This is a genomic window from Pseudomonas frederiksbergensis (assembly GCF_001874645.1).
Lineage (GTDB): Bacteria > Pseudomonadota > Gammaproteobacteria > Pseudomonadales > Pseudomonadaceae > Aquipseudomonas > Aquipseudomonas frederiksbergensis_B.
Genome location: NZ_CP017886.1, coordinates 2088082 through 2101451 on the forward strand (window position 1 = coordinate 2088082; position 13370 = coordinate 2101451).

10 protein-coding genes and 1 pseudogene are annotated in these 13370 nt (G+C 61.8%); 4 read left to right on the forward strand and 7 right to left on the reverse strand.

Features of this window, described 5'->3' with window-relative positions:
• The first annotated feature begins 8 nt into the window (after positions 1 to 8).
• Together BLL42_RS10275 and BLL42_RS10280 are read left to right on the forward strand one after the other, a co-directional pair.
• Positions 9 to 1361 carry a 3-oxoacyl-ACP reductase gene (locus tag BLL42_RS10275; RefSeq protein WP_071551957.1) on the forward strand — a complete coding sequence of 451 codons (1353 nt, stop codon included), beginning with the start codon at positions 9 to 11 and terminating at the stop codon, positions 1359 to 1361.
• A gap of 2 nt (positions 1362 to 1363) precedes the next feature.
• Positions 1364 to 2218, forward strand: coding sequence for a MaoC family dehydratase (locus tag BLL42_RS10280; RefSeq protein WP_071551958.1), 855 nt, complete (start codon positions 1364 to 1366; stop codon positions 2216 to 2218).
• 6 nt (positions 2219 to 2224) lie between these two features.
• On the opposite strand, the gene BLL42_RS10285 is transcribed toward BLL42_RS10280, so the two are convergent.
• The 6 genes from BLL42_RS10285 to pbpC all read right to left on the reverse strand — a co-directional run bounded on the left by BLL42_RS10285 (position 2225) and on the right by pbpC (position 7510).
• Positions 2225 to 2674: a DMT family transporter gene (locus BLL42_RS10285; protein ID WP_071551959.1), complete on the reverse strand. Its 450-nt coding sequence runs from the start codon at positions 2672 to 2674 to the stop codon at positions 2225 to 2227.
• Positions 2675 to 2772: 98 nt separating this feature from the next.
• Positions 2773 to 3330, reverse strand: coding sequence for a DUF4136 domain-containing protein (locus tag BLL42_RS10290; protein WP_071551960.1), 558 nt, complete (start codon positions 3328 to 3330; stop codon positions 2773 to 2775).
• Positions 3331 to 3358: 28 nt separating this feature from the next.
• On the reverse strand, positions 3359 to 3967 hold the full coding sequence (locus BLL42_RS10295) for a DUF4136 domain-containing protein (RefSeq protein ID WP_071551961.1): 609 nt from the start codon (positions 3965 to 3967) through the stop codon (positions 3359 to 3361).
• 24 nt (positions 3968 to 3991) lie between these two features.
• Complete coding sequence (locus BLL42_RS10300; RefSeq protein WP_071551962.1) at positions 3992 to 4741, reverse strand: methyltransferase domain-containing protein; 750 nt, start codon at positions 4739 to 4741, stop codon at positions 3992 to 3994.
• Positions 4741 to 5043: a MazG-like family protein gene (locus BLL42_RS10305; protein ID WP_071551963.1), complete on the reverse strand. Its 303-nt coding sequence runs from the start codon at positions 5041 to 5043 to the stop codon at positions 4741 to 4743. The genes BLL42_RS10300 and BLL42_RS10305 overlap by 1 nt, the downstream gene beginning before the upstream one ends.
• Before the next feature lie 133 nt (positions 5044 to 5176).
• The gene (gene pbpC / locus BLL42_RS10310) at positions 5177 to 7510 is read right to left on the reverse strand and encodes a peptidoglycan glycosyltransferase PbpC (protein ID WP_269086214.1); all 2334 of its coding nucleotides are present in this window, start codon (positions 7508 to 7510) and stop codon (positions 5177 to 5179) included.
• Between the two features lie 121 nt (positions 7511 to 7631).
• Between pbpC and BLL42_RS10315 the strand changes: the two genes are divergently transcribed.
• Positions 7632 to 7925 carry a hypothetical protein gene (locus tag BLL42_RS10315; RefSeq protein WP_071551965.1) on the forward strand — a complete coding sequence of 98 codons (294 nt, stop codon included), beginning with the start codon at positions 7632 to 7634 and terminating at the stop codon, positions 7923 to 7925.
• Positions 7926 to 8059: 134 nt separating this feature from the next.
• Here the strand turns inward: BLL42_RS10315 and BLL42_RS10320 are convergent, their stop codons facing one another.
• Positions 8060 to 12961: an alpha-2-macroglobulin family protein gene (locus BLL42_RS10320; protein ID WP_071555731.1), complete on the reverse strand. Its 4902-nt coding sequence runs from the start codon at positions 12959 to 12961 to the stop codon at positions 8060 to 8062.
• 209 nt (positions 12962 to 13170) lie between these two features.
• On the opposite strand from BLL42_RS10320, the pseudogene BLL42_RS30455 reads away from it, so the two are divergent.
• Positions 13171 to 13322, forward strand: a pseudogene (locus tag BLL42_RS30455) (serine/threonine protein kinase); the annotation flags it as partial.
• Positions 13323 to 13370 lie beyond the last annotated feature (48 nt).

The window sequence follows — 13370 nt, forward strand, 5'->3', positions numbered from 1 at the left end:
AACCTTTCATGTCTGACCGCTATATCGACTTCGCCAATTCGGCCCTCGGCCATCGCCTGGTCGGGGCCCTTGGCCTGCCGTCGCCGGTTCGTCTGGAGCGCTGGGAGGCAGGTCGCCTGCGGCCTGTCGAGGGTGCTCTGCTGATCGGTGGCGGCCCGTTGTCACAGAACGTCAGCGCGTTCGCCAACAAACTCACCGAACAGATTTACAGCTACGGGCCCGAACCGTTGGTGGCCCAGGCGTGGATTCCCGGCCACGGTCCCAAGCTCAAAGCCGTGGTGTTCGATGCCAGCGATCTGGTGCAGACCGATCAGCTCAAGCAACTGCGTGAGTTTTTTCAGCCACTGATGAAAAATCTTGACCACAGTGCCCACCTGGTGATTTTCGGGCGCGCACCGGAGACCTTGAGCGACCCGTTCGCCGCCAGTGCCCAACGTGCACTCGAAGGCTTCAGTCGCTCGCTGGCCAAGGAACTGCGCAGCGGCGGCACCTTGCAGTTGCTGTATGTCGGGGCCGGGGCTGAAGGACAACTCGAAGGTGCGCTGCGGTTTTTCCTCTCGCCAAAAAGTGCTTACGTCTCGGGACAGGTTGTGCGGCTAAACACCTGCGACACTCAAGTCCAGGACTGGACTCGCCCGCTGGCCGGACGCACGGCGCTGGTCACAGGCGCGGCTCGCGGTATCGGCGCGTCGATCGCCGAAACCCTGGCCCGCGATGGTGCGCAGGTGGTGCTGCTCGATGTACCACCGGCCAAGACCGATCTCGATGCCCTCGCCGCCCGCCTCGGTGGCCACAGCATCACCCTCGATATCTGCGCCGAAGACGCCGCCGCGCAATTGATCGAGCAATTACCGAATGGCATCGACATTGTGGTCCATAACGCTGGCATCACCCGCGACAAAACCCTGGCCAATATGACGCCGGAATTCTGGGATGCGGTGCTCGCGGTGAACCTGAATGCACCGCAAGTGCTGACCAAAGCACTGCTCGACAGCGGCACCCTGCACGATAACGGTCGGGTGATTCTGCTGGCGTCGATCAGCGGCATCGCCGGCAATCGCGGGCAAACCAATTACGCCGCGAGCAAGGCCGGATTGATTGGCCTGGCGCAAGCCTGGGCGCCACTGTTGGGCGCGCGCGGAATCAGCATCAACGCCGTGGCGCCAGGTTTTATCGAAACCCAGATGACCGCGCGTATTCCGTTTGCCTTGCGTGAGGCCGGGCGCCGCATGAGTTCACTGGGGCAAGGCGGGTTGCCGCAAGACGTCGCCGAAGCCGTGGCCTGGCTTGCCCAACCCGGCAGCGGCGCGGTCAGCGGGCAAGCGCTGCGAGTGTGTGGGCAAAGCGTATTGGGAGCCTGAACATGGCAACGGATTGGCATTCACAGAGCCGTACACCGTACTTGTCCGAGTTGTATTGGCGGGCGGCGACGCGGCGCAAGATCACCGGTATCACCTTGCCTGAGGATGGTTTTCGTTGCTGGGTCAACGTTGACCCCAAGCACTTGGCGGCCTATCGCAAGGTCTGCGGATTCACCGAAGACGGGTTGCTGCCACCGACCTATCCCCATGTGTTGGCGTTCGCCTTGCAGATGCAATTGCTCACCGCCAAAGCGTTTCCGTTTCCGCTGTTGGGGCTGGTTCACCTGGCCAATCGCATCCGCATTCTGCGGCCCTTGGGCGCAGTCGCTCGGGTGCAGGTGAACGTGCGGGTGCATAACCTGCAACCTCACGCCAAGGGCGCAGTGTTTGAGTTAGTCACCACAATTGACGACGCTCTCGGTCCGCTCTGGGAAGCCGAAAGCCAGATGCTCTGCAAAGGCGTGAAGCTTGTCGGCGAAGCGATTGAGCCGTCGCAGGATTCGGTGCTGGCCATGAACGAGGTCACCCGCTGGTGGGCGCCCAGTGAGATTGGCCGGCGCTACGCCAGGGTTTCCGGTGACTACAACCCGATTCACCTGAGCGCTGTCAGCGCCAGACTGTTCGGTTTTCCCCGGGCCATCGCCCACGGACTGTGGATCAAGGCGCGCACCCTCGCGGCACTGAGCGGGCATCTGCCGACGTCGAATATCGAGATTGCCGTGCAGTTCAAGAGGCCGGTGCGCTTGCCCAGCGAAGTGGTTTTACTGGCCAGCGCTGCCGGCTCAAGTGGCGATTTGAAACTGGTCGGCGCCGGGGATCTGGAACACATGCTCGGCACCTGGCGACCGCTCGTCTGAGGCGAATCAGCCGCGCCTGATAAAAAACACACCTGCCATAATCAACACCAGCCCGGCAATTTTGCCAGCGCTGACGGGCGCTTCGCGAAACCCGGCCCAGCCGAAATGATCCAGGGTCATCGCCATCCCCAGTTGCCCGGCCAGCACCAGCGCCATGAACAACATGGCGCCGATGCGCGGCCCCGCGAAAGCTGCCGTGGTAATGAAAAATGCGCCGAGCAGACCACCGGACCAGTGCCACCAGGTCAAGCTTTTGAGTGTCTCCACTGCCGGGGTTTCGCGCTGGATCAGGACCAGCAGCAACAACGCCATGGTCCCGACAAAAAACGAAATCAGCGCGGCGGCCAGTACGCTCGACACCTGTTTGGCCAGTTGGCCATTGATACCGGCTTGCAGCGGCAAAAACGCACCCGCGACAAAAGGCAGGCAAAGCAACCACCAGACGGGGGCCGGCATGCTGTTCTCCAATGAGTGAATGAGCCGCGCAGTATACGTAGACCGGCCGCCCCGGCGCCATGTTGCCCGGCAGGGCCGCGTTCGGACGAACTTTCGCTTTATTTCGGTGGGTAGTTGCTCAATATCCGGCTGACTGTCGCGTGAACCTCGGCGTTGCGATCCAACGGGTTCACCGAGTTGCTAAGCAGTTGCTCGTCGCTGCCCCGCCAGACCAGTTTGCCATCCTTGCCGTCGAGCAGGTCGATCTGAATAGTGGAGACCTTAAAGGTGACATTGCGGGTTTCGTTGTACATCGGGGCGCCCCAGTAGCCATTCCAGGGGCCACCCCAGCCACCACCGTAGTTGGTGGTGATTTGTTGCTGGCGATCCTCGACGATCAGGTAGGTCCGTACATTGACGTCAGCCTTGGCACCGGTAGCTGCCGGGCGCAGACCACGCTGGTCGAGTTGATCGGCAACCGCCTGGCGAATGCGTTGTTCGGTGAGGTCGCTCTTGATCCGGGGATCGTCGGGACGGTATTGCAAGGCAGGCTCATTCCAGGCCCAGCTGCGGTAGGCCGCGAAGTCGCGACTGGCGTCAAAATCGTGATTGACCTGGGTCGTTTGGCAGGCGCTGAGCAGCACGGCACACGCCAGCAATGAGAGACGGTGGATCATGATTTTCCTCCGGGTCCAGACAGGGAACCTAACTAGGAGGATACGCCGCTACCGCCTTTTCTACAGCTGTTCGTAACGCATCACCACGCTCGATTTCGTTCCCCTGAAGGCCGGTTTCGGCACTGGCGCTCCACACCGGTTGCCCGGTGCCGGCGTCGAACAAGTCCACCCGAATCACCAGCACTTGCACCTGATAAGTGCGAACGATCGGCACCGTGTTGTACATGCCGTAACCATTGCCATAACGGTTATAACCACCGTAGCCGCCATAGCCGTTATCGTCCTGGACCTGTTTCAGGCGGGTTTCCTGATGCAGGTCGGCGCTGACCCACAAGTCCGCCGGACGATTGTCGTGCAGCGGACGCAAACCCCGTTGATCCAGCGCATTGCTGACTGCTTCAGCGATCTGCGCCGAGTCGGCCCAGGCCGAGCCGTTCGGCAACCGGCCGTTGAGCCAGGCCCAACTGTGGTAGCGCGCGTAATCACGCGGCGCCGCCGGGTAGGCGCTGCGGTCAAAGGTGTTGGCGGCTTGCGCCGGGGCCGGCGGCAACGGGTTGGAACTGGCGACATACGGATTACTGCCCTGACAGGCGCCCAGCCCCAGACACAGCATGATCAATCCCAAACGGCGTTTCATGATGTTCTCCACAGAAACCACGGTTCAGACCGGGCGGCAGATCCAGTGCAGGTAACGCCCCAGCCCCGCAAAACTCGGGTGACGACGGTGGGCCAGCTCCATTTCCAGCAAGTCGATCAGTTCGGCACGGGCCTGAAACTCCACCGGCATGTAGTCATGAAAAACCCGCACGCCGCTCTGGGTTTCAACCTGCCACAAGCCTTCCAGTTGCGTCGCCAGTTCTCGCGGATCCAGAGGCATCTGCGGGGTCAGGCTCTGCTTTTCACCGGCCATGTCATTCTTGCGCATCTTGCGGAAATGACCCTTGAGCAAATTGCGATAAATCAGCGCATCACGGTTATAAAACGCCAGCGACAGCCAACCGTCTTTAGTCGTCAGTTGATGCAACACCGGCAGAATCGCGTGAGGTTCGGCCAACCACTCCAGCACTGCGTGGCACAGCACCAGGTCGTAAGGTTCGGTGAGTTGACCGAGCAGCTCTTGCCACGGCGCCTGGATAAACGTCGCCGTTTGCCCGGCATCGGCGAAGCGCTGGCGAGCGCCTTCAAGCATCGGCGCGGCAGGTTCGGCCAAGGTCACCTGATGGCCGCGCTGGGCCAGCCATAACGACATGTGCCCCAAACCGGCGCCGATATCCAGCACCCGCAACGGTCGATCCGGCAGGGTTTCGGCCAGGTCGGCCTGAAGCACCGCCAGACGGATTGCGCCTTTGGCACCGCCGTAGATTTTTTCGGCGAAACGGGTCGCCAACTGATCGAAATGACGGTCGCTCATCAGCTGAACCGCCGTTCGCTGTCAGCCAGCTTGCTGCGTACTGCCTGTTCCATGTCCAACCCCAGCTCGCTGCACAACAGCAGTAGATAGAGCACGATATCGCCGACTTCCTGACCGGCATGCGCGAGTTTGTCCGCCGGCAACTGGCGCGACTGGTCTTCGCTCAACCATTGGAAAATCTCCACCAGCTCGGCCATTTCGACGCTGGCGGCCATGGCCAGGTTCTTCGGGCTGTGAAATGGCCGCCAGTCGTTGCGGTCACGGATGCAGTGTAGGCGTTCAGTCAGTTCAACAAGGTTCATCGGGCTCTCCTGAAGGCGTATAGCTTCGGGCGGTTTTTCTCAGGAAGCAATGAAAAGATCGCAGCCTTCGGCAGCTCCTACAAACGCGCGTACACCCGTAGGAGCTGCCGAAGGCTGCGATCTTTTCGGCAATTCAATCGACGACGTTGAACTCGACCCGTGCGGTCTGTCCGCCCTCATCGAGCACGCTCAACTCAACGCGCCCAAGCTGCTCAAAGGTGGCGTTAATGCTCTCCTGGTTGGCGCTGTCGCCCAGCGGCGTGCCGTTGACGAACCACCAGCGCCGACCGCTGCCGCCGAGTGCCGAGAGCTTCAGCCGCAGCAGTTCCTGACTCGCCGCCGGCCGACGCAGTTGATCACCATCCCGTACGCCGACAATCGACAGCGGCGAAGATGCCGCCAGCACCGGCCCCGGGCAATCCGGGTCATTGGCCGGCAAGCGCGCTTCACGGCGCTCGACGCGAGGCAGCCAAGGCTCCAGCGGCGCTGGCCACAACGCGATATCCCGGGCCACGGCGCCCGGGCATTTGGCGTCGACCCGCAGACCTTTGGCGTTGACCCAGACTTTCTCCACCAGCCCCACACTCAGCGGTTGGTCCAAGGCCTGCAAGGTCGGCGGCGTAGTGCCGTCCAACGTCCAGGCGAAGCGCTGGCGACGGCAATTCGAATCATTGCGGCTCATCGGTTGACCCAGTGGCCAACAGATCGCCGCCACCCCGACGTTCGACGGCACCGGTTGGACCGGCGCGCTGATGCCACGCTGGCTGTCGCGATTGATCAGCACGTCGTGGACTTGCAGCATCAACGGTGCCGCCGAGGCCAGGCCGAATTGCCCCGGCACCGGCGTGCCGTCCGGGCGGCCGATCCAGATGCCGATCAGGTAACGCGGCCCAACGCCAATTGCCCAGGCATCGCGGAAGCCATAGCTGGTGCCGGTTTTCCAGGCCAGCACCGGACGCTGCACCAGTTCGGCGCGCGGGTCGCGATCGGGACGCGCCTGACCGCTGAGAATCCGCCGCACGATCCACGCCGAACCCGGCGACAACAGCGGCCGCTCACGCAGCTCATCGTCAGGTTGCAAACGGATGTTGGCGCTCTTGCCGCCACGGGCGAACGCGCTGTAGCCGCTGACCAGATCCTCCAGCCGACTGCCGGCACCGCCGAGGATCAACGCGAGGTTCGGCTCGGCCAGCGGCGGTAACGTCAGCGGCATGCCACCGATGCGCATTTCGGCGGCAAAGCGTTTCGGCCCGTAAGCTTCCAGCAACTGCACCGCTGGCAGATTCAATGAGGTCGAGAGTGCACTGCTGGCCGGCACCGGGCCGCTGAAACCCATCGAAAAATTGCCCGGCCGATAATCGCCGTAACGCCGAGGCACGTCCTGCAGCAGCGATTCGGAATGAATCAGCCCCGCGTCCATGGCTATGCCGTAAAGAAAGGGTTTAAGGGTGGAACCGGGCGAACGCATCGCACTGATCATGTCAACATGGCCGAATCGCCGGTCGTCATTGATATCCACCGAGCCGAGATAGGCGCGCACCGCCATGCTTTCTTCCTCGACCACCAGAATCGCCGCCGAGGTGTACTCCGGCAGGCGTGCGCGCCAACCCAGCAGCAAGTCTTCAAGACGGCGTTGCAGGTTGGCGTCGAGGGTGGTGCGAATCAGTGGCGGGCTGTCCGGACGGTTCAAGCGCCGCGCCAATAACGGTGCGAGGCTTGGCTCCAGGCGGGGCGCCAGCAGCAAGGGTTCTTCCAGTGCTTCGTCAACGGCCGACTGCGGCCACACCTTGAATTCCGCCAGCCTGCGCAGCACTTTGTCTCGCGCCACTTGCGCGCGCGCCGCGTGTCGATCCGGGCGCAAGCGACTGGGGGCTTGCGGCAATACTGCCAGCAGCGCGGCTTCGGCGTGGGTCAGGTGTTGCGGCGACTTGCCCAGATACGCCCAACTCGCGGCTGCCACGCCTTGCAGCGTGCCGCCGAACGGTGCGCGGTTGAGATAAAGGTTGAGAATCTGATCCTTGGACAGGTGCCATTCCAGCTGCGCGGTGCGCCACAGCTGGCGCAGTTTGCCGAACAGCGTTCGCGAGTGTGGATCGAGCAGCCGCGCGACCTGCATCGACAACGTGCTGCCGCCGGACAATACTCGTCCACCGGTGAGGTTTTGCCACGTCGCCCGACCCAGCGCCAAGGGGTTAACGCCGGGATGCTGATAGAACCAGCGGTCTTCGTAGGTCAGCAGCGCATCGAGGTAATAAGGCGAAACCTGCGATGTTTCCACCGGATAGCGCCACACGCCGTTGGCATCGGCGAATCGCCACAATGGCGTACCGTCTTCGGCCAGCACTACCCGCGCCAGGTCGTCCTTGGGCAAGGGCAACGGCCAAATCCGGTCAGCCAGCCACAACAGCGCAACCAGAAGCAGCAAGCTACCCAACGCCCAACACACAAGCCTGCTCCGTGGGCGCAGACGTTCAGTTACTATTCGCAAATTCAAACCACCCAACCTCTATGCTTCAAGGGTGCTCGCCAGCACTGACAATGGCCCAAGAGCTCAGCTCTGGCACCCACTCTTTCATCAGGACGTACACATGCAGGTAGATAGCTTTTTCGAAGGGCTCGGCCAAGCGCTAGGTTCGGTCATCCGGTTCATCGTCGATACGCTCAGTGGGTTGTTCAATGCCTTGACTCACGCCAGCGGCAACTTTGTCGACGGGCTGTCGCGAGCGCTGGGCATGGAGCCCTCGATCATCAGCATTCTCGTGCTGATCATCGGCTTGATGCTGCTGTACTCGGCGGTCCGTGCCTTCATGCGAGCATCGATCATCGCCGGGATTATCTGGCTGCTGCTGGGGTTGTGGGTGTTGAGCTGGGTGGTTCACTAACGACCCATGTGGCCAATACCCTCCCCCGTAGGAGCTGCCGAAGGCTGCGATCTTTTGGGGGCTGCGCGAGGGCGAAGATCAAAAGATCGCAGCCTTCGGCAGCTCCTACGGGGAGACACCACAGATCGTTACTCTCACCGCCCCTGAATCACCATCTCCGGCACAGTTTCGCCCACGGCTTGCCAGTTCGGCCGGTACATCGACTCCACTTGCGGTGGCGGTACGCGGTAGGTGCCGGGGGTCACTGCCCGCGCCAGGTACAGCAAGTGCGTGGTGCCGTAGCCGTCCAGGTTCAGCGCCGCAACGTAACGGTCATCGCGAAACTCCTGATGCTTGAGGCTGGCGTTCTGCATCGAATCGCGCCACTCCTTGACCTTGCTGCTGGCGTTTTCCAGGCTCGCGGCGCTTTGTGCCAGGTTCTGGTTTTCCAGCTCAAGACCTGCCGGCAGCAAGTCCACGACTAACGCATCCGGTACCCGCTGCTTGGCGGCGACCGCAATGTGCACCAGCACCAGATCGCCACTGGCCAGAGCCTTGAGGTTCAACGGCTGGCCGTTCATGCCCAGGTACTCACGACGAATGCTCAGGTTCTCGCCACCGGGAACCGGCGCCTGCTGTGGATAACCGGAAAGGGTCAGTTGTTGATAAACCGGTTCACTGCCTTCGTTGCGCAGCGAGAGTGGCGAGGCCAGCAATGGCCCTTGCAGCTTGAGCCCCGGCTGGTTATTGCTCAGTTCACGGGTTTCATTGCCAACGCTCAGTTGCACCGCCCAGTTGGCTTCGGGTTTACCCAACAGGCCTCGGCCTGCGAGGAACAGCGAGTTGCGCTCCTGAGTCGACAAGTATCGACTGGCGGCCAGTTGATCGGACAGTTCGAACAGCCGCTCTTCGAGCTTGCCCTTGTCCAGATTGTTCTCTTCCAGCAGTGCCAGAATCAGTGCCTGATCGCGCAATGGACTGCCGTAATCGGCCAGCCAGTCATTCGGTTTGCGAGAGGCCGCAAGCCCGGCCAGCAAGGCCTGATCGGCACGCGGCTGATCGCCCATTTTCTGCAACGCTATCGACAGCTGCACCAGCGGCAAACCGGAGCGGGCATCGGTGCGACGTTCGAACAGGCTGCGCAGCGCTCCCAACGGTGCCTGTTGGCTACGGGCCAACACCAGACCGGCGTAGGCCTGCACCGCAAAACGCGTGTGCTCGGCGTTTTCGCTGTAGTTCACTTCGATCAGGTTGCGCTCTTGCAGGTAGCGCAGCAGTCGCTCGCTGGCCTTTTTCAGCGCCTCGGGCGGCACACCAAAACCCTGGTCGCGAGCACGCAGCAGGAAATCAGTGACATAGGCGGTCAGCCAGTATTCTTCTTCGCCATCGGCCCCCCATAGGCCGAAGCTGCCGTTGTAGCGCTGCATGCCCAGCAAACGCTCGATGCCGAGTTCGATCTTGCGTTTGCGGTCGGCGTCCGGCTCACCTTCCAGACCCAGCCGTTTCAGGCTCGCCGCATCGGCATAGAGCGACGGATACAGACCGCTGGTGGTCTGTTCCAGGCAGCCGTAAGGATAAGCCTTGAGTGCGCGAATCTGCTCGCCAAGGTTCAGCGGTGGTCGGCTCGACAGACTGAGCAAGGCCTCACGCCCGGCCGGTTCGAACAGCGACAACTCACCTTCCGGCAGGCTCCACGGCTGATCCTTGAGCACCGTGCGATAGTGTTTGAGCAGCGCCGGATACGCCGGACGCACGCCCAAGGTCCACTCGCGGGTAAACGGCGGCAGACTCTCGCCCGGCAGATCGAGACCATTGACCAGCACCTTGACCTTGCCCTGGCCAAAACCGCCCAGTGCGCGCACCGGAATCCGCAACGTGGTGCGCTGGCCCTGGCTCAGTTGCACGCTTTGTGTCGACTCGTCGACCAGCGCCAATTGGCCCTCGGCGCTCAGTTGCACATCAAGTTTCTGCGCCTTGCCCGACAGGTTCGAGAGGTCCAGCGCCAACGTCGTCTGGTCGCCACCGGCAAGGAAGCGCGGTGCCGACAGTTCGGCAATCAGCGGCGCGGCGATGACCGTTTTGCCTTCGGCCATGCCGTAGCGATCATCGGTCCAGGCCTGGGCCATCAAGCGCAGTTCGCCGTTGAAGTCCGGGATGTTGACGCTGACTTCGCCTTCACCCTGCTCGTTCAGGGTCACCGGTGCGCTCTGCAGGGCGACGATGGTCACGCTGGTGTCCGGGCGCTTGCCGCCCTTGGCCAGCGCCGCGTCACCACCGAAGGCCAGACTGGCCAAACGCCCCTGGCCGGCTTCGATCAGTTGCCCGTAAACATCGAGTTGGTCGGCGCTATAGGCCTTGCGGCCAAACAGGTTGGCGTACGGATCCGGCGTCGGGTACTCGGTGATGTTGAGGATGCCGACGTCCACCGCCGCCAGCAGCACATGCACCTGTTTCGGTACGCTGCCATCGGCGTTTTTTGCTTGAATCTTCACCGTCAGCGGTTGTTTCGGGCGCATTTTTTCCGGCGCCGTCAGGCTCAAGCCGAGTTTGCGTTGAGTCCGGTCCAACGGCAGGTGCAGCACGCCGACGGCACGTTTCGGGGTGACGTTGGCTTTGCGCTCGCCGGGACGAATCACCAGCGCACTGATGTACAGATCGTGGCGCGCCCACTTCGGATCAAGCTTCACCGCGAAGCTTTTACCTTCGGCCGGCACGTCGATTTCCTGCCACCACAACGGCCCGTCGGCCGATTCCACCAGCAAATAGCCCTTGCCCGCAGCCGGAGGGGTTACGGTGACGTTGGCGCTATCGTCATCGCCAAAGGCAGGCTTATCCAGCGCCAGTTTGACCTGGTCCGGACGCACCGCACCGCCTTCAGCGTTGTCCTGAGCACGGTAACCGGCCCAGAAGCGCACGCTGCTGACGATGCCAGTTTGCGGGTCTTCAACTTCGACGCGATACGGGCCCCACTCCACCGGGAAGCTGATTTTTGCCGTATCGCCGGCCTTGATGCTGACGGTTTCTTCGTCGAGGTTGAGGAATTTTTCGTTGAAGTGATAGCTCCAGCCATCACTCTCCGAGTAGTTCCAGTAGTAATCGCGGCGCTCACGGATCAGCCGTACCTTGAGGTTGTCGGCCGCCAGTTTCTGACCTTCATTGTTGGCCATCAACAGTTCGAATTCGACCGGGCCGTCGCCGTTGGTTTCTTCACCTTTGAACAACGCACGCAGGCCCGGCAAGCGATCCGCTGGCCACACCGGTTGCACCACACGTCGGGTAATCGGCCGGCCACCAGACTCGTGCAGGCTGGCCTGGACGATCAGTTGCAGCGGCGACTTGGCTGCCGCCCATTTGCTTTCAAGCGAAATCACCGCCTTGCCGTCGGCGTCCAACACTGACTCATCCAGTTCCAGATCCTGGCTCAGTTCTTCTTCAGTGACCGAACCGAATTGATAACCCGGCAAGCCTTTGACCGCCTCGCGCAGGGGCCGCACGTAAACCTGGCCACTCAAGCGATTGCCCGACGCCGGCGCGCCGTAGAGGTAACGACCGTTGACACTGATTTCAGCGGTATCAGCCGGTTTGATCGGCGTATCGCTGCCCTTGAGTTCAAGGGCCAGACGCTCAGGCAGGAAGTCTTCGACCAGAAACTCATAGAGTTGCGGCTTGCCGTCACCCAGGTCAAACACCAGTTGCCAGCGCCCGGTCGGCGCTTCGCCAGCCAGTTGCAGTTGATATTGATAGAGCCCCGAAGCATCGGCGTCCCAGACGAACTTGCGGCTGACCTGCGCATCCGGCCGACGCACTTCGACGCTGACCGGCTGCGGTTTGACCGCGTTACCGTCCTTGTCCCGCAGCAAGGCATTGAGCAGCACGGTTTCGCCAGGCCGGTAAAGATCACGCGGTCCGAAGACGAAGAATTGCAATGGATGGGCTTGCGGCCCGCCGATCTTGAACTCGGCCAGGTCCAGTGCCGCGCTATTGAGGCGCAGCATGCTGGTCTGTTCGCCCTGATGGGCCAGCAACACTTCGGCCTTTTTCGGCAGCGGCAACTCGGCGTGGCCGCCCTTCTCGGTTTTGCCCTGACCGACCACTCGGCCATTGGCATCGAGCAGTTCGAGGCTGACGTCGTCCAGCGCTTTGCCACCTTCCAGTGCCTGGGTGAACACATCCAGACGGTTCTGGTAACGGTGGACCGACAGGCCAATGTCACTCAGGGTGAACAAGGTTGCCGGTTGCGAGTAACTGTAAGTGCCAGCGGCACGCATCACCGCCAGATAAACGCCCGGCTGCTGCAGTGGCTTGAGGCCTGCGATTGGCAGCAACAGGGTTTCGCGAGTGTTGCGCGCCGGGTTCAGATCGAAACGGCCACCGTAGACCAGATCGGCCATTGGCAGCAGTTCACGGGCTTCATAGCTTTGCAGGCTGCTGTTGCGGCCCCAGCGGGTGAGGAACGCCGGCAGCGATTCGGGCTTGATCCGGAAAAATTCGACATTGATCTTGTCGACGTTGAGCGCGATCACCGGCAAGCCTTCCGCCAGACGAGTCGGCAGCAAGGTGCCACGGCTGGCGAAACCCACGGTCGGTTGCAGGTCACGGGTTTCCAGGCGGCTGACGTAGTCGGCAGCCAGTTTGGCGTCGTTGACCCCCAGCAGCCCGGCGTCGACCGTCAGCACCAGTTTGCGCTGCGGCTCAAGGTGACGCAGGCGCAGTTCCATCAGGTTGTCCGAAAGCTCCCAGGCGCCATCGACCTTGCCGGTCTTGCTGTCCACCAGGTGCAGTTTGTCGGCGAATTTCTGCTGCGGGTCCAGCGGCACCGAGACACTCACCGACAGCGTGCTCGCGCCGTCGAGCTGGATTTCCGAGACATCCACCACGCTCAATTCGCGACCGGCGTAACGCTGCTTCAGCACAGCGATATCCTGCACGGCCTTGGCCTTTGGCGCTGTGACCGGCGCTGCCGGCGCCGGGCTGGCCGGCGCTTTGGTCGATGTCGATGAATCGCAGGCGCTGAGCAGCATCAGCGCACAGGCCAGAAACAATCCTTTGTTAAGCATGGGGCACTCGTCGGCAAGAGTCTCGAAGGGGTGAACTATAGCCCAAGCGCTCGCCGGGCTGGTCGGATTGACCAACGGTGGAGGGTTGGTTTGCAGGGGGAATGAGCTGAAAATCTTCACCATGCAACACGCCCTCGACGTCTTTGGTTGTGTCGATGTCGTGGCTAACAACACTGGCATCCTGCGGGACAAGATCTTCCACAAAATGGACGCTCGGTGCTGGGTTTGATCCTCGGGTCGGGTTCTCTCCGGAAATGTTGCTGCTCACTGGGAGCGGATTTGCGATCTTTGAAGGGGCGCGCATCTCAAGGACAACATTGAAGCGTTGAAGAAAGTGATAGCGAATCTGCAGAAGTATTCTGCTTTAAGAAATCTGGGCCACCAAGCCGCACAGATGCGACTTGGTGGC

Excerpts from the sequence above, each read along its gene's own strand:
- BLL42_RS10275 (WP_071551957.1), top strand. The coding sequence starts at position 9 with ATGTCTGACCGCTATATCGACTTCGCCAATTCGGCCCTCGGCCATCGC.
- BLL42_RS10280 (WP_071551958.1), top strand. The coding sequence starts at position 1,364 with ATGGCAACGGATTGGCATTCACAGAGCCGTACACCGTACTTGTCCGAG.
- BLL42_RS10285 (WP_071551959.1), bottom strand. The coding sequence starts at position 2,674 with ATGCCGGCCCCCGTCTGGTGGTTGCTTTGCCTGCCTTTTGTCGCGGGT.
- BLL42_RS10290 (WP_071551960.1), bottom strand. The coding sequence starts at position 3,330 with ATGATCCACCGTCTCTCATTGCTGGCGTGTGCCGTGCTGCTCAGCGCC.
- BLL42_RS10295 (WP_071551961.1), bottom strand. The coding sequence starts at position 3,967 with ATGAAACGCCGTTTGGGATTGATCATGCTGTGTCTGGGGCTGGGCGCC.
- BLL42_RS10300 (WP_071551962.1), bottom strand. The coding sequence starts at position 4,741 with ATGAGCGACCGTCATTTCGATCAGTTGGCGACCCGTTTCGCCGAAAAA.
- BLL42_RS10305 (WP_071551963.1), bottom strand. The coding sequence starts at position 5,043 with ATGAACCTTGTTGAACTGACTGAACGCCTACACTGCATCCGTGACCGC.
- BLL42_RS10315 (WP_071551965.1), top strand. The coding sequence starts at position 7,632 with ATGCAGGTAGATAGCTTTTTCGAAGGGCTCGGCCAAGCGCTAGGTTCG.
- BLL42_RS10320 (WP_071555731.1), bottom strand. The coding sequence starts at position 12,961 with ATGCTTAACAAAGGATTGTTTCTGGCCTGTGCGCTGATGCTGCTCAGC.